Raw genomic sequence first — 20,277 nt, 5'->3', positions numbered from 1 at the left:
TTTCATTAAGCGGACAGGAGGGGGAGCGCGGGCCCGCAGGCTAGAATGCGGCGATCGTCTTCAAGGAAACGCGTGACATGTGTGGAATCGTGGGTGCGATCGCTGATCGCGACGTAGTGCCGGTGCTGATCGAAGGCCTGAAGCGCCTTGAGTACCGTGGTTACGATTCCTCGGGCATCGCGGTGATCGACCATGCCGAACGGCCGGATGTGCGCCGCGTGCGTCGTACCGGCCGTGTGTCGGAAATGGCCACTGCGGCCGAGGCCGAGGGCTTCAATGCAGTGCTGGGCATCGGCCACACCCGCTGGGCCACCCACGGTGGTGTCACCGAGGCCAACGCGCATCCGCACATCAGCCACGGCGTGGCGCTGGTGCACAACGGCATCATCGAAAATCACGAGGAGCAGCGCGAGAAGCTGCGTGCCCTGGGTTACACCTTCGAGTCGCAGACCGACACCGAAGTCATCGCGCACCTGATCCATCACCACCTGAAGGACGGCGACGACCTGCTGGTGGCGCTGCAGCATACGGTGAAGGAGCTGACCGGTGCCTACGCACTGGCCGTGGTCAGCCGCGCCGAGCCGGAACGCTTCGTCTGCGCGCGCATGGGCTGCCCGCTGCTGATCGGCCTGGGCGAGGGCGAGAACTTCGTGGCGTCCGACGTCTCGGCGGTGATCTCGGCCACCCGCAAGGTGATCTTCCTGGAAGAGGGCGACACCGCGGAGATCCGCCGCGACGGTGTGCGTATCTTCGACGAGCACGACCAGCCGATCGAGCGCGAGGTGCACCTGTCCGACGTATCGCTGGCATCGCTGGAGCTGGGCCCGTACCGCCACTTCATGCAGAAGGAAATCCACGAGCAGCCGCGCGCGCTGGGCGACACCATCGAGGCAGCGATCGACGCCGGTGGTTTCCCGGCCGAACTGTTCGGCAAGAATGCCGAGGCCGTGCTGTCAGGCATCGAAGGCGTGCAGATCATCGCCTGCGGCACCAGCTATTACGCCGGCCTGACCGCGCGCTACTGGATCGAAGCCATCGCCGGCCTGCCGTGCAGCGTGGAGATTGCCAGCGAGTACCGCTACCGCGCCGCCTATGCGAACCCGAAGCACCTGATCGTCACCATCTCCCAGTCCGGCGAAACGCTGGATACGATGGAGGCGTTGAAGTACGCCAAGTCGCTGGGCCACAGGCACACGCTGTCGATCTGCAACGTGCCGGAAAGCGCGATTCCGCGCGCCAGCGAGCTGGTCTGCTACACCCGCGCCGGCGCCGAGATCGGCGTGGCGTCGACCAAGGCCTTCACCACCCAGCTGGCCGCATTGTTCCAGCTGACCGTGGTGCTGGGCAAGCTGCATGGCCGCATCGACGCAGCGCAGGAAGCGGACTACCTGGAGCAGCTGCGCTTCCTGCCGGGCAGCGTGCAGCACGCGCTGAACATGGAGCCGCAGATCGCCGCCTGGGCCGAGCGTTTCGCCCGCAAGAGCAGCGCGCTGTTCCTGGGTCGTGGCCTGCATTACCCGATCGCGCTGGAAGGCGCGCTCAAGCTCAAGGAAATCTCCTACATCCACGCCGAGGCCTATCCGGCGGGCGAGCTGAAGCATGGCCCGCTGGCGCTGGTGGACGAGGACATGCCGGTAGTGGTGATCGCGCCCAACGACAGCCTGCTGGAGAAGGTGAAGTCGAACATGCAGGAAGTACGCGCGCGCGGCGGCGAGCTGTTCGTGTTCGCCGACCAGGACAGCAACTTCAACGAGTCCGAAGGCGTGCATGTGATCCGTACGCCGCGCCATGCCGGCGTGCTCAGCCCCATCGTGCACACCATCCCGGTGCAGCTGCTGGCATATCACACCGCACTGGCACGTGGCACCGACGTGGACAAGCCGCGCAACCTGGCCAAGAGCGTGACGGTGGAGTAACTCCGCCGGAACCGCTGGAAGCTGCATGCGAAAGGGGCCCACGTGGCCCCTTTCGTTTGCGTCGCTGGCAATGCCAAGTGGGACAGCCACCGGGTGTTCTGTCCGCCGTCGGCAGCAGGCAATCAATCTTTAATGCGCGACATCGCCTGTATTCAGCGGCGGTTTCAGCCGCGGTGCCATTCTCTGGATCGTCAGTTGGTTCCCACGACGAACTGTCCTATCGATGCCGGTAGTGACCGATGGTCGCAGTCGTAGAATCGATTTGACCGAGGGCCGGGTTGAGCGGTTGAACCCACCTCGTTCGCGTTGCAGCACGTCGTCTGCCGATCGATTTCCACCGGCAGCCGGGTGCGCCAGACGTGCGCTGAAAGGTCTGTTCCCGGGGAGGGGGCGTATCGGAAGAGCACACTTTTTTGACTTCAGTGACCTGCACCAGGAAACAAGAATGAACGTCCGCGAACTCCTGCAATCCAAGAAAGAAGCTGTCATCACCATCGACGCCGAAGACACCATCGGTGCCGCCGCCCACAAGATGAGCGCGAACAAGATCGCTGCGCTGGTGGTGATGAAGGACGATGCCCCGGTCGGCATCATTTCCGAGAAGGACATCGTGCGCACCCTGGCCGACGACGGCCCGCAGGCCGGCCGCCGGGTGATCTCCAGCCTGCCGTCCACCGGTCTGGAAGGCATTGCGCCAGAAGCGACCCTGAAGCAGGCCATGTCGTTGATGACGTACTCGCGGCGCCGTCATCTGATGGTCACCGAAGGCACTCGTCTGGTCGGCATCCTCAGCCTGGGCGATATCGTGAAGAACCTGCTGGGCGAGCTGGAGCTGGAAAAGGCCGTGCTGCAGGACATCTACATGGCCGCCCACTGAGGGCTGCAGCGCTGGAAGCAGAGAAGCCGGGCATTGCCCGGCTTCTTCGTTCACGGCTTCGGTGATATCAGAAAGTGACCTTCACCGAATCGGCGCTGTAGTTCGCCGGACCGTGATAGACCACTTCGATGTTGTTGCCATCCGGATCGAGCACAAAGGCGCCGTAGTAGCCGGGATGGTAGGGGCGCTCGCCGGGTGCGCCGTTGTCTTTGCCTCCGGCGGCGATGGCCGCAGTGTGGAAGGCATCGACGGTGGCGCTGTCGCGGGCCTGGAAGGCCAGATGGTGGCGGCCGGTCAGCTGGCCGGCGGCGGCCTCGCTGCTGGCGCTGGAAATGAACAGCTCATCGGCCCAGAAGTAATCCTCGCCTTCGCCGGCGATCGGGATGCCGATCGTATCGAACACCGCCTGGTAGAAGCGCCGGCTGGCGGCCAGGTCGCGCACTACCAGCTGGATGTGGTCGATCAGGCGGCCACGGTGCAGTTCCATCGTTTCCATACGAACCTCGCAAAAAAGGGGACGGAGGGGATTAAGTCGCTTCCAGCCAATAGTGCCAGAAACGACTTAATCCCCTCCGTCCCCTTTTTGGGTCAGACGTTGGAGATGATCTCGACCCAGTAGCCGTCCGGGTCCTTGATGAAGGCCAGGTTCTTCATGCGGCCGTCGGTCAGGCGCTTCTGGAAGGTCACGCCCAGGTCCTCGAAGCGCTGGCAGGCGGCTTCGATGTCCGGCACCGACACGCAGATGTGGCCGAAGCCGCGCGGGTCGCTGTTGCCGTCGTGGTAGACCGCGCCGTCCTGGGTTTCGGTGCCGTGGTTATGGGTCAGTTCCAGCACACCCGGCAGGCCGGCCATCCACACGCGGCGCTGGCTGTCGTCTTCCGGCACCACCGCGCCGGCCGGTACGTAGGCCAGGAAGTACAGGCTGAACTGGGCTTCGGCGAAGTCGCGCTTGTCGATCAGCTGGTAGCCGAGCACGCGGGTGTAGAAGTCCAGCGAGGCGGTGATGTCCTTCACCCGCAGCATGGTGTGGTTGAACACGAAGCCGGTGGTCTCGGCCGGGGCCTGGGCAGCGACGCCGGGGACATCGCGCAGGGCGGGAATGGTCATGGGGGAGGTCCTTCAGACAGGGCCGTTGCTGGCCGGATGGGGCCATTCTACCGGCCGTCACCTGACGGCACCGCGACGTACAATGGGCGGATCGCACCGTTCCGTTCTGAGCATTGCCCGCCATGTCGCAGCGTGAATGGGTGGCTGCCGCCATCCGCAAGATCGAAGCCGATTTCAACCGTTCCGCCGATACCCACCTTATCCCGCTGGCGCTGCCCGGGTTCGCGGGCATCGATGTGTACTTGAAGGATGAATCGAGCCATCCCACCGGCAGCCTCAAGCACCGGCTGGCGCGCTCGCTGTTCCTGTATGCGTTGACCAACGGCTGGCTGCGCGAAGGACGGCCGGTGATCGAGGCCTCCAGCGGCTCGACCGCCGTCTCCGAAGCCTATTTCGCGCGCCTGCTGGGGGTGCCGTTCATCGCGGTGATTCCGGCCACGACCTCGCCGGAGAAGATCGCCGCCATCGAGTTCCACGGGGGCCGCTGCCACCTGGTCGAGCGCGCCTGTGAACTCAACGGTGAATCGGAGAAGCTGGCCCGCGAAACCGGTGGCCACTTCATGGACCAGTTCACCTATGCCGAGCGGGCGACCGACTGGCGCGCCAACAACAACATCGCCGAATCCATCTTCAAGCAGATGGCCGAGGAGCCCAGCCCGGTTCCGGAATGGATCGTGTGCAGCCCCGGTACCGGCGGTACCGCAGCGACGCTGGGCCGCTATGTCAGCTACCGCCGGCATGACACCCGCATCCTTTGCGCGGACCCGGAAGTGTCGGTGTTCTTCGATGGCTATCAGGCTGCCGTGGCCGGCCAGCAGGACTGGCGCGGCCTGACCTGCAGCGGCGGTTCGCGCGTGGAAGGCATCGGCCGGCCGCGGGTGGAGCCGAGTTTCATCCCGACCAGCGTCGATGCGATGGTGAAGGTGCCCGATGCACTGAGCCTGGCCGCGATGCGCCATGTCAGCCGCCAGCTCGGCCGCCGTGTCGGTGGCTCCACCGGCACCAACTTCATCGGTGTGCTGCAGGCGGCGCATTGGATGCGAGACGCGGGCCACCAGGGCAGCATTGTCAGCATCCTGTGCGACAGTGGCGAGCGCTACGCGCAGAGCTATTACGACCCGGCGTGGTACGCGCGCCAGGGCATCGATGTCGACGGCGCCGATGCGCAGCTGGCGGCGGCAGTGGCCGGGCAGGGGCTGCCGGAACTGCCGTGGTGCAGCCTGGAAGCGTTGTAGCCGGCAGGCGTTTCCGCCGGGCCATGCCCGGCGAGCGCAGCGGTGTGTCGTACCCCGATCAATACCCCGCCGCGGTGAACGCGTCCAGCACTGCATCTCGCAGCGCATCGGGCAATGCCTCGATGTCCATCGCGCGATCATCCAGATGCAGGCTCGGGTCCAGGATGCTGGCACGGCCCTGGGCCAGCGCCTGCAGCCACAGCAGCACGCAGATCACGAACTCGCGCTCATGGCCCAGCCGTAGCTGGCTGGCGCCACGTTCGATCACCTCGAACGGGTACCACTCCTGGGCATCGTTGAACATGCCGCCCTGCTGCAGCACTGCCTGCAGTTGCTGCAGGTGACGCGGGGCGTCGTCGCCGGCATCGCACAATGCGGCGATCCAGGTCAGTTCGGCCGGGCTGGCAGACAATGCCAGTGACCGGGCCGGTGAGGCGGATGCAACTGCAGCCAGACCTTCCATGTAGGGCCTCGTTCGGTGCGTACCGCTGCGGACTCCCCCGCAGCCAGAGCTTCAGCGCGGGACCGTAAGGCCGACGTGAATGCCAGGCCGTGCCCCCTTGTCAGCCCCGCCTGCCAGCGCCATATCCTGCATGCTGCCCGCCCGCCGGGCCCGTACCCTGGAGACCTGCCGTGACCGTTGCCAACCCCCTGCTCGATTTTTCCGGCCTGCCGCGCTTTGAGGCCATCCGCCCCGAGCACGTGGCGCCGGCGCTGGACGTGCTGCTGGCCGAGGCCGAAGCCGCCGTCAGCACGGCCGAGCAGGTGCAGCCGGTGCGCTGGGAGACCTTTGTGGCCCCGCTGGACGATGCCACCGAGCGGCTGTGGCGCGCCTGGGGCCTGGTCGGCCACCTGCAGGGCGTGGTCAACACCCCGGAACTGCGTGAGGCCTACAACAGCAACCTGCCGCGGGTGACCCGCTTCGCCAGTGCGCTCAGCCAGAACCTGGCGTTGTACCGGCAGTACCAGACACTGGCCGCCAGCACCGAGGCGGCGCGCTTCGACGAGGCCCAGCGCAAGGTGCTGGACAACACGCTGCGTGACTTCCGCCTCGGCGGCGCCGAGCTGGCGCCGGAGGCGCAGCAGCGCTTCGCGGCGATCAAGGAAGAACTGTCGGCGCTGTCGGCGAAGTTCTCGCAGAACGTTCTTGACGCTACCGATGCCTGGTCGCTGATCGTCGAGGACGAAGCGCGATTGAAGGGCCTGCCGGAAGACGTGAAGGCCGCTGCGCATGCCGCAGCACAGAAGGACGGCAAGTCTGGCTGGAAACTGACCCTGCAGATGCCGTGCTACCTGCCGGTGCAGACCTGGGGTGAGGACCGCGACCTGCGCGAGATCCTGTACCGTGCCAGCGCACAGCGTGCGTCCGAATTCGGCGATGACACGCTGGACAACAGCGGCAACATCGACCGCATCCTCGCCCTGCGCGCGGAACTCGCCGCACTGCTCGGCTTCGGTTCGTATGGTGATTATTCGGTGGCGACCAAGATGGCGCAGGACCCGGCCGAGGTGCTCGGTTTCCTGCGTGACCTGGCCTCGCGCGCCAAGCCGTTCGCGGCCAAGGACCGTGCTGAACTGGAACAGTTCGCACGCGAGCAACTCGGTATCGACAGCCTGCAGGCCTGGGACCTGGCATTCGCTGCCGATCGCCTGAAGCAGGCGCGTTACAGCTATTCCGAACAGGAAGTGAAGCAGTACTTCAGCGAACCGAAGGTGCTGGGCGGCCTGTTCTCGGTAATCGAGCAGCTGTACGGCCTGCGCGTGCAGGAGGACAGCGCGCCGGTGTGGCACGAGGATGTGCGCTTCTTCCGCCTGGTCGATGCGCAGGGGGCGCTGGTGGGCCAGTTCTACCTGGACCTGTACGCGCGCGAAGGCAAGCGCGGTGGCGCGTGGATGGATGATTGCCGTAACCGCCGCGAGCGTGCCGACGGCAGCGTGCAGACGCCGCTGGTCTACCTGGTGTGCAACTTCGGCCGAGGTGCCAATGGCAAGCCGGCTACCTTCAGCCACAATGAAGTGACCACCCTGTTCCATGAAATGGGCCACGGCCTGCATCAGCTGCTGACCCGCATCGGCGAACTGGGTGTGGCCGGCATCAACGGCGTGGAATGGGACGCGGTGGAGCTGCCCAGCCAGTTCATGGAGAACTTCTGCTGGGAATGGGAGCACCTGCAGGCGATGACCGCACATGTGGACAGTGGCGAGCCGCTGCCGCGCGCGCTGTACGAGCGCATGCTGGCTGCACGCAACTTCCACAGCGGCATGGCCACCGTTCGCCAGCTGGAGTTCGGTCTCTTCGACATGCTGCTGCACAGCCAGTTCGAACCGGCACAGGACAGCGTGCTGGCACTGCTCGACCGCGTGCGTGCGGAAGTGGCGGTGAACCACCCGCCGGTCTGGAACCGCTTCCCGCACCAGTTCAGCCATATCTTCGCCGGCGGTTACGCCGCGGGTTACTACAGCTACAAGTGGGCCGAGGTGCTGAGCGCCGATGCCTATGCGGCGTTCGAGGAGGCGCCGCAGGCGCTGGCTGAAACCGGCGCGCGCTTCCGCGAAGAGATCCTGTCGCGTGGTGGCAGCCGCCCGGCGGCGGAGAACTTCAAGGCCTTCCGCGGCCGCGCACCGCAGATCGACGCGCTGCTGCGCCACTCGGGCATGGCGTAAGGTGCTTGGTAGGTGCCAACCTTGGTTGGCACGTTACCGTTATCCACGCATGGCGTGGATCTATCGGAATGTTCGGACATGGCGTAACGCCTTGGTAGGCGCCAACCTTGGTTGGCGAAAAGCCCAGGCCAACCAAGGTTGGCCTCTACCGGGCGTCGCGCCTTGGGGTCATTCGGCGTAGATCATCTTCCGGGTCATGCCGCCGTCCACGATGAAGTCCTGGCCGGTGGTGAAACCGGACAGCGACGACAGCAGGTACACCGCCAGTGCACCGATGTCTTCGGGGCGGCCGACCCGGCCGACCGGGTGTTGCGCATGGTCGATGGCTGAGTATTCCGGCGCGTGGCGCCGTGAGGGGGCCTGCCACGCAGTGGTGCCGATCCAGCCGGGGCTGATGCTGTTCACCCGCACCGCCGGGCCGGCGCTGATCGCAAGTGCATGGGTGAAGGCCACCAGCCCACCCTTGGCTGCCGCGTAGGCTTCGCTGTGTGCTTCGGATTGCCAGGCGCGGGTGGAGGCGATGTTGATGATCGCACCGGCGGCGCTGGCGATCAGTGCTGGCAACGTGTGCTTGCTGCACAGGAATGCACCGTGCAGTGACGACAGCCGGCGCTGCCACTCGTCCCAGTCCATATCCTGCAACCCTGTGCCGTGTGGACCGGCGATGCCCGCGTTGTTCACCAGTCCGTCGATACGGCCGAAACGCTGCTGGGCCACGGCGATGAAGTCGCGCACGCTGGCTTCGTCGGTGATGTCCAGGCGCTGGAACGCGGCATCCTCGCCGCGCTGCCATTCCGCCAGACACGCTTCTCCGGCCTCCACGTCCAGGTCGCCGATCAGCACGCGTCCACCGGCACCAAGTACGGCCTGGGCAATACCACGGCCGATGCCGTTGGCACCGCCGGTGACCAGCACAACCTTGCCCGACAGTGGCGCGGCCGGCCATGCGGCGATCGGCGGCACCGTGCTCACGTCAGGTCTTCGCCGCGCAGGCGGCGATGCCAGCCGTCCACACCGATGCGGTCCAGGGTCTGGATGTTGCGCTCGACGATCACGTCCGGGTCCGGATAGACATCCACCGCGCGTGCCACGCTGTCTTCGCGCAGCAGGTGCAGGGTGGGGAAGGGTGCGCGGTTGGTGTAGTTGCTGGCGTCGTCCGCGGCCACGCCATCGAACTGGTAGTCCGGGTGGAAGCTGGCCACCTGCAGGATGCCCTGCAGGTCCAGTGCCTCGATCGCCGCATCGGCGTTGTCGAGGAAATCGTTGTAGTCGAGGAAATCGGTCAGCACCTGCGGATGCACGATCAGCGTCGTGTCGATCTGCTCGGCCGGCGTATCGCGCAGCAGCACCAGCTCCTCGGCCAGCTGTTCAACCAGCGCTTCCGGCGTGGTCGCATCGCTGAGCACGATGCGGACCTGGTCCTTCACGTACACCGCCTTGGCGAACGGGCACAGGTTCAGGCCGATGACGATGCGCTCCAGCCACAGGCGGGTGGCGGCGATCGGGTCATCGGTGGGCAGGTGGGAATCGGTCATGGCGGGCACGTGGGCTGGCGGGGCCGCCATTGTAGGCAGTGTGCCGGTGCTGCGCTGTCCACTGTGCAGGAACTGGACAGTGGCGAAGCTGGAAATTCCTGAAGATTCAAACCGTTGCGCGCTACCGATGGATGGCCGATTGCCAGTCCGGGGCGACGGGCGTGGAATGGATGCACGACACAGGAGGACACCCATGACTGCATCTTCCCCGTGGCTGCCGGACGCCCTCTGGGCCGGCGCCTTCTTTGATGGCCACTGGCAGGCTGCCCCGCAACGGCACCCGGTGATTGAACCGGCCACTGGCCGGGAGCTGGGCGAGATCGGCCTGGCCGACCCGGCGCAGATCGCGCGTTCGGCGGCTGCCGCGGCACAGGCGCAGCAGGCTTGGGCGGCGGCGCCCTACGAACAGCGTGCCGACGTGCTGCGCAAGGCCGCGCGTCTGGCCGAAGAGAACATCGACACCCTGGTCGAGTGGCTGGTGCGCGAAAGCGGCTCGACCCGCCTGAAGGCCGGCTTCGAGGCCAAGGTGACGATCAAGGCGCTGCACGAGGCCGCCGCACTGCCGTCGCGCAGCACGGGTGAGATCCTGCCGTCCGAGCCGGGCAAGCTGAATCTGGCGCGGCGCCGCCCGCTGGGTGTGGTCGGGGTCATTTCGCCGTTCAACTTCCCGCTCTATCTGGCGATGCGTGCGGTGGCCCCGGCGATCGCGCTGGGCAACGCTGTGGTTCTCAAGCCGGACCCGCGTACGGCAGTGTGTGGTGGCGCGGTGATCGCACGCCTGTTCGAGCAGGCGGGCCTGCCGGCAGGCGTGCTGCACATGCTGCCCGGCGATGGCGCGGCCGGGGCCGCGCTGACCAGTGACCCGCACGTGGCGATGATCCAGTTCACCGGTTCCACCGCCGCCGGGCGCAAGGTCGGCGAAGCGGCGGGCAAGCACCTGAAAAAGGTTTCGCTGGAGTTGGGTGGCAAGAATTCGTTGATCATCCTGGACGATGCGGACCTGGACCTGGCGGTGGCCAACACCGCGTGGGGCGTCTACCTGCACCAGGGCCAGATCTGCATGGCGACCGGCCGCGTGCTGGTGCACCGGAAGATCCACGACACGTTCCTGCAGAAACTGGTGGCCAAGGCCAACGCGCTGAAGGTAGGCGACCCGGCACGTGAGGACGTGGCGATCGGCCCGCTGATCAATGCTGGCCAGCGCGACCATGCTGCACGCGTGGTCGAGCAGGCGGTGCAGGCCGGTGCCACGCTGGAAGCGGGCGGCACGCACCGGGAGCTGTTCTTCGCACCCACCGTGCTCGGCAACGTTGCGGCCGACAATCCGGCCTTCAGCGAGGAAATCTTCGCGCCGGTAGCGGTGGTGGTGCCGTTCGACGATGACGACGAAGCCGTGCGCCTGGCCAACGACAGCGAGTACGGGCTGTCGATGGCGATCGTGTCCAGCAACGTCGGCCGCGCGCTGAAGATCGGCGAGCGCCTGCGTACCGGTCTGCTGCACATCAACGACCAGACCGTGAATGACGAGGTGATCAACCCCTTCGGCGGCGTCGGCGCGTCCGGCAACGGCACCAGCATTGGTGGCCCGGCCAACGGCGAGGAGTTCACCCAGTGGCAGTGGTTGACCGTCAAGGGCGAAGCGCCCGCTTACCCGATCTGATCGAAGGAGCCATCACGATGAACGACAACAACGCAACGCGTGAGATCACCGCCGCCGTGGTACGCGGCAAGGAGCAGCCCTTCGTCATCGAGCAGGCGACGCTGCGCGGTCCGCAGGACGACGAGGTGCTGGTGAAGGTGGTGGCCACCGGCCTGTGCCATACCGACCTGATCGTGCGCGATCAGTACTATCCGGTGCCGCTGCCGGCGGTGCTGGGCCATGAGGGGGCGGGCATCGTCGAAGCGGTTGGCCCGAACGTGCGCGACCTCAAGGCGGGGGATCACGTGGTGCTGACCTACGGCGCCTGTGGTCACTGCAATCCCTGCCGGGGTGGACACGGTGCTTACTGCAGGGATTTCTTCGCCCTGAACTTCGGTGGCGATGATGGCCACGGCCATACCGCGATCACCGATGCGCAGGGCCAGCCGCTGCACGATCATTTCTTCGCCCAGTCCTCGTTTGCCACCTACGCGCTGGCCCGCGAGATCAATGCGATCAAGGTGCCTGATGACGCACCACTGGAACTGCTGGGCCCGCTGGGGTGCGGCATCCAGACCGGTGCCGGTGCGGTGCTCAACTCGCTGCAGGTGCGGTCGGGCAGCAGCTTTGCAAGCTATGGTGCCGGTGCGGTGGGCCTGAGCGCGGTGATGGCGGCCAGGGTGGCCGGGGCCACCACCATCATTGCCATCGACGTGGTGCCTTCGCGCCTGGAGCTTGCTCTGGAGCTGGGGGCCACCCACGTGGTCAACAGCCGGGAGACCGATGTGGTCGAGGCGGTGCGTGCGATCACGGGTGGAGGTGCTGACTTCGCGCTGGAATCGACCGGTCGTCCGGACGTGCTGTCCGCTGGCGTCGAGGCGCTGGGTGGGCTGGGCATGATGGGCGTGGTCGGTGCGCCGAAGCTGGGCACCACCGCCAGTTTCGATGTGAACAACCTGCTGCTCGGCGGTCGCAGCATCCGCGGCATCGTCGAGGGCGACAGTGTGCCGCAGGTGTTCATTCCGCAGCTGGTGACCCTGTTCCAGCAGGGACGCTTCCCGTTCGACAAACTGGTGAAGTTCTATCCGCTGGAACAGATCAACCAGGCGGCCGAAGACAGCACCCGTGGCATCACCCTGAAGCCGGTGCTGCGCATCGCGGCGTAGTTTCCCCTGTTGGTTGTGCCGGCCGCTGGCCGGCATGGGGCAGATCCGTTTTCCATAACGGCTCTGCCCCTTTGTTTGAACGCGTCTTGAAACGGAAACGCTCCGTTGCCGAGACGTAACATGGCGTTGCCGCTGGCGGGTGTACGCTGCTTCCATGATGGCCACGACAGTCGGGCAGCAACAACTGGTGGCGGCACGTGCCGCTTTCGCCGACGGCGATGCGCGCTCATTGGGCGTGTTGCCGCTGCCGCTGCAGCAGTCATGGCTGCGTTCGCGCGCGGCGGGCCTGCAGCCGGGGCAGGAGCCGGACTATCGGCCGCTGCTGGGCGATGGCCGCCATCTGTCCCATCCCGATGACCGGCGCCTGGCGCGTTGCGTGCAGCCGGAGCTGGAACAGCTCTGGGCGGCCTTCGGTGGGCGTGGCTGGACGATGTTCTGCGCCAACCGCGACGGCATGGTGATCGCGCAGCAGGCCCACGGGCTGGAAGATGCTCCCTTGCTGCGGCCGATCCAGGTCGGGCGACAGCTGGGCGAGACCGAGATCGGCACCACCGCGCCAGCGGTCAGCCTGGCCGACGATGTGCCGGCACTGGTGCGCGGCAACGAACACTACCTGCAGCGGTTCGCGCCGGTGTTCTGCCTGAGCGAGCCACTGCACGATCTCGACGGTCGGGTCTGCGGAGTGATCGACATCACCGGTCTTGGCGAGCGCGATCCCGCCCTGCTGCAGGGCTATTTCCGGCAGGCTGCGCTGGCCAGCGAAAATCGCTTGTTCCACAGCCTCACCGACGTGCACCTGCTGGCCGTGCAACATGATCCGCGCTGGCTGGCGTCACCGCTGCAGGGGCTGCTGGCGGTGCAGGAGGATGGCCAGCTGCGTGCAGCCAACCGCGTTGCACGGCGCCTGCTGGGCCTGCCACGGCGCGGGCCGTTGCCGCTGCTGGGTCTGGAAGCGCTGTTTGCCGGTGCCAGTGCGGCGCAACGGCGTCGGCTGCTGCAACCGGGCGCAGCGCATCGGGTCCGGCTGGGCGAGGGCAGTGCGGTCTACCTGCAGCGTCTGCAGGGGCCGCGGGGCGCGGCGCACCGGTCTACTGTGCGAAGCACCCCGGCAGATCCAGGCGTGCCGCTGCTGCGTGACCAGCAGCGTGAGGCCGCGCGTCGCGCGGCCCAGGCCGCTGACGGCAACCTCAGCCTGGCCGCACGCCAGTTGGGAATCTCGCGTACCACGCTGTACAAGCTGCTGCGCGATTGACCGCGTAGTCCACCGGGCAGGGCCCGTCGGGGGCATCAGTCGCGGAAGTTGTTGAACTGCAGCGGCAGTTCGAACTTGCCGGCCTTGAGCACGGCGATGGCGTCCTGCAGATCGTCGCGCTTCTTGCCCTGCACGCGCAGCTTGTCGCCGTTGATCTGGCTTTCCACCTTCAGCTTGGCGTCCTTCAGTGCCGCCGCGATCTTCTTGGCGATCTTCTGCTCGATGCCCTGCTTGACGGTGATCTTCTGCCGGGCCTGGGCCAGGTTGGTTTCGATGTCGCCGAACTCCAGGCTGAGCACGTCGATGCCGCGCGCGGCCAGGCGTGCGCGCAGGATGTCGTTCATCTGCTTGAGCTGGAACTCGGTCGGCGCAGTCTGGTTGATGACATCGCCATCGCGTTCGAACTTGGCGTCCACGCCCTTGAAGTCGAAGCGGGTGGCCAGTTCGCGGTTGGCCTGGTCGATGGCGTTGGTCAGTTCGTGGGTGTCGACTTCAGACACGACGTCGAAGGAAGGCATGGGCGGTGCTCCGCAGAATTCAGTGGTGGCCATTCTATCGCGCCGGCCCGCATGCCCGCTTTCTGTAGAGTCGAGCCAGGCTCGACTCTACAATCCGGTGCTGTCGGCGATAATGGGCCATGAACGTGCAACGCTCCCCTTCGCGTGCGGTGGCCTGGATGGTCGCTGCGGTCGCCTGTTTCTCGCTGATGGATGCTGGCATGAAGCAGCTGTCGGCCAGCTATCCGACCCTGGAAGTGACCTTCCTGCGTGGTGCGGCTTCGTTGCCGTTCGTGCTGGTCTGGGTGCTGGTCAGCGCCGGCCCGCGCTCGCTGATCCCGCGCCGCTGGGGCCTGCACCTGCTGCGTGGTGGGCTGGGCATGGCGATGATCGGCTGCTTCGTGTTCGCCCTGCGTGACCTGCCGCTGTCCACCGCCTACACCATCTATTTCGTTGCCCCACTGCTGATCGCCGCGCTGTCGGTGCCGTTGCTGGGTGAGCGGGTTGGCCCGCGGCGCTGGGTGGCCATCGGCATCGGCCTGGTCGGCGTGCTGGTGGTACTGCGGCCGGGCGTGGACGGCTTCATTTCGGTGCCGGGGCTGATGGTGCTGGCCGCGGCCACCGCGTATGCCGTGGCGGCGATCACGGTCAGCCTGCTCACCCGCACCGATACCTCGCAGTCGATGGTGGTCTGGTTCCTGGTGATCATGGCCATCGGCGCCGGCCTGCTGGCCCTTCCCGGCTGGGTGCCACTGCAACTGGCGCATGCGCCGCTGATCGCCGGCATGGGTCTGGCTGGGGCGCTGGGCCAGATTGCCCTGACCAAGGCCTTCCAGCTGGGCGAGGCCTCGATGATCGCGCCGTTGGAGTACAGCGGCCTGGTGTGGGTGATCGGCTGGGACCTGGCCTTCTGGGGCCAGCTGCCGGACAGCTATACCTGGGTGGGCGCGGCGATCATCGTCGCCTCGGGGCTGTACCTGCTGCACCGTGAGCGGGTGAACCGGCAGGAACCGCCGAAGCCGCTGGATCATCCCTGAGCCGGGGTAGTGCCGGCCGCTGGCCGGCAACTCCTTGCCCCGGAGGGACCGCTGCAGGTGCCGGCCAGCGGCCGACACTACCGGGCGCGGGCGACTTAGAACCAAAAGGAATAACATTCTGGCCCATGGCGCGGGCGCGCGACCGCTTGCGCTGGTAGGCTGCACGCCCCCTTCCGTCACCCAGCCGGTGAGCCACGCCCGTGATCGAGTTCCAGCGCCTGCACAAATCCTATGCCGTTGCCGGCCGCGCAGTCAGCGCGCTGCAGCCGCTGGACCTGACCATCGAGGCCGGTGAGGTATTCGGCATCATCGGCCATTCCGGCGCCGGCAAGTCGACCCTGATCCGCATGATCAACCGCCTGGAAGAGCCCAGCGGTGGTCGCCTGCTGATCGGTGGCGAGGATGTCACCGCACTGGATGCGGACGGCCTGCGCGCGCTGCGCCGGCGCATCGGCATGATCTTCCAGCACTTCAACCTGTTGTCTTCGCGCACGGTGGCCGGCAACGTTGCCTTCCCGCTGGAGCTGGCGGGCACGCCGAAGGCGGAGATCGATGCACGCGTGGCCGAGCTGCTGCAGACCGTGGGCCTGGAGGCGCACGCGCAGAAGTACCCGGCACAGCTGTCCGGTGGGCAGAAGCAGCGCGTCGGCATCGCCCGTGCGCTGGCGACCCGCCCGCAGATCCTGCTGTGCGACGAGGCCACCAGCGCGCTGGATCCGCAGACCACGGCCTCGGTGCTGTCGCTGCTGTCGAAGATCAACCGCGAGCTGGGCCTGACCATCGTGCTGATCACCCACGAGATGGATGTGATCCGCCGTGTCTGCGACCGTGTCGCCGTGCTCGACGCCGGCCAGATGGTCGAGACCGGGCCGGTCACCCGGGTGTTCCTGCATCCGCAGCACCCGACCACGCGCCGTTTCGTCAGCGAATCGGAGCACGTGGATGAAGGTGCGCTGCATCGTGATTTCGATGCCGTCGGTGGCCGCATCGTGCGGCTGACCTTCCTCGGCGGAGACACCTACGAACCCCTGCTCGGCAGTGTCGCGCGGGAGACCGGGGTCGACTACAACATCCTGTCCGGCCGTATCGACCGGATCAAGGACACCCCGTATGGCCAGCTGGTGGTCGCCCTGGTGGGCGGTGACCAGTCCGCCGCGCAGGCCGCCTTCGTGGCTGCCGGTGTGCATGTCGAGGAGCTGCGTCGATGATCATCGCCACTGCCGGCGGTTTCTTCCGCCACCTGGATGCGGGCAAGTGGGCCGACATCGGCCAGGCCACCATCGACACCCTGCTGATGCTGCTCGGTTCGCTGCCGCTGACCCTGGCCATCGGCCTGCCGCTGGGCGTGCTGCTGTACCTGTTCGGCGCGCCGCAGATGAAGCGCCGACCGTTTGCCTATGGTGTGCTGGCGCTGGTGGTGAACCTGCTGCGCTCGGTGCCCTTCATCATCCTGATGATCGTGCTGATCCCGGTCACGCTGTTCCTGATGGGAACGTCGCTGGGCGTGCGCGGCGCGATCGTGCCGCTGGTGATCGGCGCGGCGCCGTTCTACGCGCGCCTGGTCGAAACCGCATTGCGCGAAGTGGACCGTGGCGTGATCGAAGCGACCCAGTCGATGGGTGCCACCACCTGGCAACTGGTCACACGGGTGCTGCTGCCGGAGGCGCGGCCCGGCCTGATCGCCGGTGCGACCGTCACCACCGTGGCGCTGATCGGCTTCACCGCGATGGGCGGTGCGATTGGTTCCGGCGGCCTTGGTGATCTGGCGTTCCGCGATGGCTACCAGCGTTCGCACACCGACGTGGCCCTGGTTACCGTGGTCCTGCTGTTGGTTCTGGTGCAGCTGCTGCAGATGCTCGGCGACCGCCTGGTCGCGCATTACAGCCGCAAATGACGAGGCGCCGGGGCGCTGCCCCCGGCGTCGCCCGGTGCATCGCGGCAGCCGGCCAGCGGCCGGCTCTACCCCATTGCCTGGAAACGGTAGTGCCGGCCGCTGGCCGGCAATCCCACCTGCAATCAACGCACGTTCGGTACTTCGTAACCCAGCTTCCCAACCTGCTCCGGGTGCTGCGGCACGCGCTTGAGCTTGTCGGTGTTCACGCCGTACTCGTCGCGCAGGCGCTCGGCCAGCTCCTTGTACAGGGCTTTGTCCATGTCCGGCGTACGCGAGAAGATCCAGGCCATTTCGCGGCCCGGGTAGCCGATCAGTGCCCACGAGTAATCCGGCGCTACTTCCAGCACCCTCGAATGGGTGGGCACGACACGGTAGAACCAGGTGCGCCAGCCGTGGTTGCCACTGTCCGGGTCGACGCTGGCGCGGGCACGCACTTCCTGCAGCGGTTCGCCGAAGCCATCACGGTAGCGGTAGGTGATGCCGACCTTGTGCTCGTCGCGCAGTTCGTAGTTATTGACGCTGGCCACATGGCCGCGCTCGATGAAGTTCGGCACGCGGCCGATCACGTACCAGGTACCCATGAAGCGCTTCAGGTCGATCGGTGCGTCCAGGGCAGCCGCACCGGAGGCGCTGGTACGGGGCGAAGGCGGCTCACTGGCGGCCACGGCGGGGCCGGCCAGGGAAAGGGCCAGCAGCGCGGCGCAGAGCGGGCGGATCGAAGTCATGCGGGAGCGGGCTCCAGTGGGCTTGCACGCGCATGGTCGACTGTGTGCACGCGATCCGTCAATGGTGTCGCAACCTGTGAGAAGGGGGGGGGCCATGCTGTGTTGCATTGTCCACCGGAGAAGCCCCATGAACGCACGTTCCGTCCGCCGCTCTGCAACTGAACGCGTCATTCTCGAGCGTGCCGACCCGCGCCTGCTGCGCAGCGTGCAGCAGCTGGCCCTGGCCGGTATGGCGCTGGTACTGGTCTGGCCGGCCGCGCGCGGCAGCAGTGCCTGGCTGGGCTGGCTACCCATGTGGCTGGTGGGCATGCCGCTGGTGGCCTGGTGGGCGTTGCTGCGCTTTCCGTTGCCGCGCCTGTCGTGGCTGCGGCTGGCGCGTCGTACCGGTGGACAGGCACGTCGCCGTAGCGGCGGGGCGGCGCGAGGCCGTCGCGGCTCCACCGCCGCGGCCTGACCTTCGACACGGGGGCGGCCGCGGCGATCCATGCTAGCGTTCCACGGCTTATGACTGCCTGGAGCTGCAATGTCTCGACTCGCTTCCGCCTGCCTGCTGGCCGGCATGATGACCGCTGCCTCGGTGGGGACCGCCGTGGCCGCTGAAGACACCGATCGCTACGCCTGGCTCGAAGACGTCACCGGCGACAAGCCGCTGACCTGGGTCAAGGAACAGAACGCCAAGTCCGAGGCGCGCCTGGCGCAGACCCCGGCCTTCAAGCAGATGGAGACCAGCATCCGCGAGGTGCTCGACTCCGATGCCAAGATCCCCGGCGTGCAGAAGATCGGCGACTACTACTACAACTTGTGGAAGGACCAGCAGCACGAGCGCGGCCTGTGGCGGCGCACCACCCTGGCCGAGTACCGCAAGGCCTCGCCGCAGTGGGAAACCGTGCTCGACCTGGATGCGCTGAACAAGGCCGAGGGTGAGAACTGGGTCTGGCACGGCGCCGATTGCCTGCGCCCGGATTACAGCCGCTGCCTGATCGCGCTGTCGCGCGGTGGCGCCGACGCCGACGTCACCCGTGAGTTCGACCTGGCCAACAAGACCTGGATCAAGGACGGCTTCTTCCGTCCAGAGTCCAAGGGCGGCCTCAACTGGGTCGACCGCGACACCGTGTTCGTCTACACCGACTTCGGTGCGGGCTCGATGACCACCTCCGGCTACCCGCGCGTGGCCAAGCTGTGGAAGCGCGGCACGCCGATGACCTCGGCCACCGTGGTGTACGAAGGCAAGCCGGAAGACATGTACATCGCGGCGATGCACGATGACACCCCGGGCTTCGAGCGCAACCTGGTCAGCCGCACGCTGGCGTTCTACAACAACGAGCTCTACCTGCGTGGCGACGATGGCACGCTGACCAAGATCGACGCGCCGAATTCGGCCGGGAAGGGCCTGCACAAGCAGTGGCTGACCCTGGAACTGCGCGATCCGTGGACCGTGGGCGGCAAGACCTACGCGTCCGGTTCGCTGCTGGCCACCAAGCTGGATGACTACCTGGCCGGCAAGCGCGACTTCGAGGTGCTGTTCACCCCGACCGCGACCACCTCGCTGGCCGGCGCCACCTGGACCAAGAGCCACCTGGTGCTGAACGTGCTGGATGACGTCAAGAACCGCCTGTCGGTGCTGACCCCGGGCGCCGATGGCTGGCAGACCAGCCGCTTCGTCGGCGCGCCGGCCTTTGGCACGCTGGCCGTGGGCGCAGTGGACAGCAACGACAGCGATGCGGTGTGGCTGACCGCCACCGACTACCTGACCCCGACCACGCTGGCTCTGGCCGAGATCGGCCAGGCGCCGGAAACGTTGAAGACCATGCCGGCCTTCTTCGATGCCAAGGGCAAGGTGATCGAGCAGCACTTCGCCACCAGCAAGGACGGCACCCGCGTGCCGTACTTCGTGGTGCACGACAAGGCGATGAAGCTGGACGGCTCCAACCCGACCCTGCTGTACGGCTATGGTGGCTTCGAGATCTCGCTGACCCCGAATTACTCCGGTGGCATGGGCCGCGCCTGGCTGGAGAAGGGCGGTGTGTACGTGGTCGCCAACATCCGTGGTGGTGGCGAGTACGGCCCGCGCTGGCACCAGGCCGCGCTGAAGCAGAACCGTCACAAGGCCTATGAAGACATGGCTGCGGTGGCGCGCGATCTGGTCAAGCGCAAGATCACCAGTGCCAAGCACCTGGGCGTCCAAGGTGGCAGCAACGGTGGCCTGCTGACCGGCAACATGCTGACCCAGTACCCGGAGCTGTTCGGTGCAGTGGTGGTGCAGGTGCCGCTGCTGGACATGAAGCGCTACAGCCACCTGTTGGCCGGTGCCTCGTGGATGGCCGAGTACGGTAACCCGGATACCAGCGACTGGGAGTTCATCAAGACCTTCTCGCCGTACCATCTGTTCAACGAGAAGAAGAACTACCCGCCGGTGCTGTTCACCACCTCCACCCGCGATGACCGCGTGCACCCGGGCCATGCCCGCAAGATGGCGGCGAAGATGATCGACGCCGGCAAGGACGTGACCTACTACGAGAACATCGAAGGTGGCCACGGCGGCGCAGCCAACAACGCGCAGGCCGCACACATGTCGGCGCTGGCCTACAGCTTCCTGTGGGAGCGGTTGGGCGGTAAATAAGCAGAACGGGAAACGCCGCCCCAGGGCGGCGTTTTTCGTTGGGTTCACGTATCCACGCATGGCGTGGATCTCCCTACGTATCGTGCGCTGGGTCAGTAGATCCACGCCATGCG

General features: G+C 66.6%; 19 protein-coding genes. 12 read left to right on the top strand and 7 right to left on the bottom strand.

The features are described 5' to 3' along the window. Window positions 1-77 precede the first annotated feature (77 nt). Both glmS and ACZK33_RS20340 read left to right on the top strand, forming a co-directional pair. Window positions 78-1,916: a glutamine--fructose-6-phosphate transaminase (isomerizing) gene (glmS, locus tag ACZK33_RS20345; protein ID WP_071228878.1), complete on the top strand. Its 1,839-nt coding sequence runs from the start codon at window positions 78-80 to the stop codon at window positions 1,914-1,916. Window positions 1,917-2,361: 445 nt separating this feature from the next. Next, window positions 2,362-2,793 (top strand): CBS domain-containing protein, encoded by a 432-nt coding sequence (locus tag ACZK33_RS20340; RefSeq protein WP_010481344.1) that lies wholly within the window; start codon window positions 2,362-2,364, stop codon window positions 2,791-2,793. 67 nt (window positions 2,794-2,860) lie between these two features. Here the strand turns inward: ACZK33_RS20340 and ACZK33_RS20335 are convergent, their stop codons facing one another. Further along, window positions 2,861-3,289, bottom strand: a complete 429-nt coding sequence (locus ACZK33_RS20335; protein WP_032129035.1) for a VOC family protein — start codon at window positions 3,287-3,289, stop codon at window positions 2,861-2,863. Between the two features lie 92 nt (window positions 3,290-3,381). Further along, complete coding sequence (gene gloA / locus ACZK33_RS20330) at window positions 3,382-3,900, bottom strand: lactoylglutathione lyase (RefSeq protein ID WP_049399209.1); 519 nt, start codon at window positions 3,898-3,900, stop codon at window positions 3,382-3,384. A 122-nt stretch (window positions 3,901-4,022) separates the two neighbouring features. Between gloA and ACZK33_RS20325 the strand changes: the two genes are divergently transcribed. Next, window positions 4,023-5,135 carry a PLP-dependent cysteine synthase family protein gene (locus tag ACZK33_RS20325; RefSeq protein WP_423175068.1) on the top strand — a complete coding sequence of 371 codons (1,113 nt, stop codon included), beginning with the start codon at window positions 4,023-4,025 and terminating at the stop codon, window positions 5,133-5,135. Between the two features lie 58 nt (window positions 5,136-5,193). On the opposite strand, the gene ACZK33_RS20320 is transcribed toward ACZK33_RS20325, so the two are convergent. Continuing rightward, on the bottom strand, window positions 5,194-5,598 hold the full coding sequence (locus tag ACZK33_RS20320; RefSeq protein ID WP_032129032.1) for a hypothetical protein: 405 nt from the start codon (window positions 5,596-5,598) through the stop codon (window positions 5,194-5,196). A 170-nt stretch (window positions 5,599-5,768) separates the two neighbouring features. Between ACZK33_RS20320 and ACZK33_RS20315 the strand changes: the two genes are divergently transcribed. Continuing rightward, on the top strand, window positions 5,769-7,799 hold the full coding sequence (locus ACZK33_RS20315) for a M3 family metallopeptidase (RefSeq protein ID WP_423175067.1): 2,031 nt from the start codon (window positions 5,769-5,771) through the stop codon (window positions 7,797-7,799). A gap of 168 nt (window positions 7,800-7,967) precedes the next feature. On the opposite strand, the gene ACZK33_RS20310 is transcribed toward ACZK33_RS20315, so the two are convergent. Then, a complete protein-coding gene (locus ACZK33_RS20310; protein WP_121504346.1) occupies window positions 7,968-8,771 on the bottom strand; it encodes an SDR family oxidoreductase in 804 nt (267 codons plus the stop codon). After that, the gene (locus tag ACZK33_RS20305) at window positions 8,768-9,334 is read right to left on the bottom strand and encodes a DUF1415 domain-containing protein (protein ID WP_032129027.1); all 567 of its coding nucleotides are present in this window, start codon (window positions 9,332-9,334) and stop codon (window positions 8,768-8,770) included. The genes ACZK33_RS20310 and ACZK33_RS20305 overlap by 4 nt, the downstream gene beginning before the upstream one ends. A gap of 193 nt (window positions 9,335-9,527) precedes the next feature. Here ACZK33_RS20305 and ACZK33_RS20300 point away from each other — a divergent pair, with 193 nt between their 5' ends. From ACZK33_RS20300 to ACZK33_RS20290, 3 genes are all read left to right on the top strand, one after another. Continuing rightward, window positions 9,528-10,994, top strand: coding sequence for a benzaldehyde dehydrogenase (locus ACZK33_RS20300; RefSeq protein WP_032129026.1), 1,467 nt, complete (start codon window positions 9,528-9,530; stop codon window positions 10,992-10,994). Window positions 10,995-11,011: 17 nt separating this feature from the next. Next, window positions 11,012-12,139 (top strand): NAD(P)-dependent alcohol dehydrogenase, encoded by a 1,128-nt coding sequence (locus ACZK33_RS20295; protein ID WP_032129025.1) that lies wholly within the window; start codon window positions 11,012-11,014, stop codon window positions 12,137-12,139. 154 nt (window positions 12,140-12,293) lie between these two features. Then, window positions 12,294-13,391 carry a helix-turn-helix domain-containing protein gene (locus ACZK33_RS20290; RefSeq protein ID WP_423175066.1) on the top strand — a complete coding sequence of 366 codons (1,098 nt, stop codon included), beginning with the start codon at window positions 12,294-12,296 and terminating at the stop codon, window positions 13,389-13,391. A gap of 35 nt (window positions 13,392-13,426) precedes the next feature. Here ACZK33_RS20290 and ACZK33_RS20285 read toward each other — a convergent pair whose 3' ends face one another. Continuing rightward, window positions 13,427-13,909 carry a YajQ family cyclic di-GMP-binding protein gene (locus ACZK33_RS20285; RefSeq protein WP_006471121.1) on the bottom strand — a complete coding sequence of 161 codons (483 nt, stop codon included), beginning with the start codon at window positions 13,907-13,909 and terminating at the stop codon, window positions 13,427-13,429. A 119-nt stretch (window positions 13,910-14,028) separates the two neighbouring features. Between ACZK33_RS20285 and ACZK33_RS20280 the strand changes: the two genes are divergently transcribed. The 3 genes from ACZK33_RS20280 to ACZK33_RS20270 all read left to right on the top strand — a co-directional run bounded on the left by ACZK33_RS20280 (window position 14,029) and on the right by ACZK33_RS20270 (window position 16,819). Continuing rightward, window positions 14,029-14,925, top strand: coding sequence for a DMT family transporter (locus tag ACZK33_RS20280; RefSeq protein ID WP_049399222.1), 897 nt, complete (start codon window positions 14,029-14,031; stop codon window positions 14,923-14,925). A gap of 200 nt (window positions 14,926-15,125) precedes the next feature. Continuing rightward, window positions 15,126-16,133 carry a methionine ABC transporter ATP-binding protein gene (locus tag ACZK33_RS20275; protein ID WP_032129022.1) on the top strand — a complete coding sequence of 336 codons (1,008 nt, stop codon included), beginning with the start codon at window positions 15,126-15,128 and terminating at the stop codon, window positions 16,131-16,133. Continuing rightward, complete coding sequence (locus ACZK33_RS20270; protein ID WP_032129021.1) at window positions 16,130-16,819, top strand: methionine ABC transporter permease; 690 nt, start codon at window positions 16,130-16,132, stop codon at window positions 16,817-16,819. Before ACZK33_RS20275 ends, ACZK33_RS20270 begins: the two co-directional genes overlap by 4 nt. A 122-nt stretch (window positions 16,820-16,941) precedes the next feature. On the opposite strand, the gene ACZK33_RS20265 is transcribed toward ACZK33_RS20270, so the two are convergent. After that, entirely contained in the window at window positions 16,942-17,544 is a 603-nt protein-coding gene (locus ACZK33_RS20265) for a lipocalin family protein (protein WP_197615757.1), read from the bottom strand. 127 nt (window positions 17,545-17,671) lie between these two features. Between ACZK33_RS20265 and ACZK33_RS20260 the strand changes: the two genes are divergently transcribed. Next, window positions 17,672-17,998: a hypothetical protein gene (locus ACZK33_RS20260; RefSeq protein ID WP_049399225.1), complete on the top strand. Its 327-nt coding sequence runs from the start codon at window positions 17,672-17,674 to the stop codon at window positions 17,996-17,998. A gap of 69 nt (window positions 17,999-18,067) precedes the next feature. Next, window positions 18,068-20,164 carry a prolyl oligopeptidase family serine peptidase gene (locus ACZK33_RS20255; protein ID WP_423175065.1) on the top strand — a complete coding sequence of 699 codons (2,097 nt, stop codon included), beginning with the start codon at window positions 18,068-18,070 and terminating at the stop codon, window positions 20,162-20,164. Window positions 20,165-20,277 lie beyond the last annotated feature (113 nt).

It is taken from the genome of Stenotrophomonas sp. 86156_Sma (assembly GCF_056481625.1).
The sequence above is the reverse complement of the archived record's forward strand: the minus strand, read 5'-3'. Positions and strand labels throughout refer to the sequence as shown.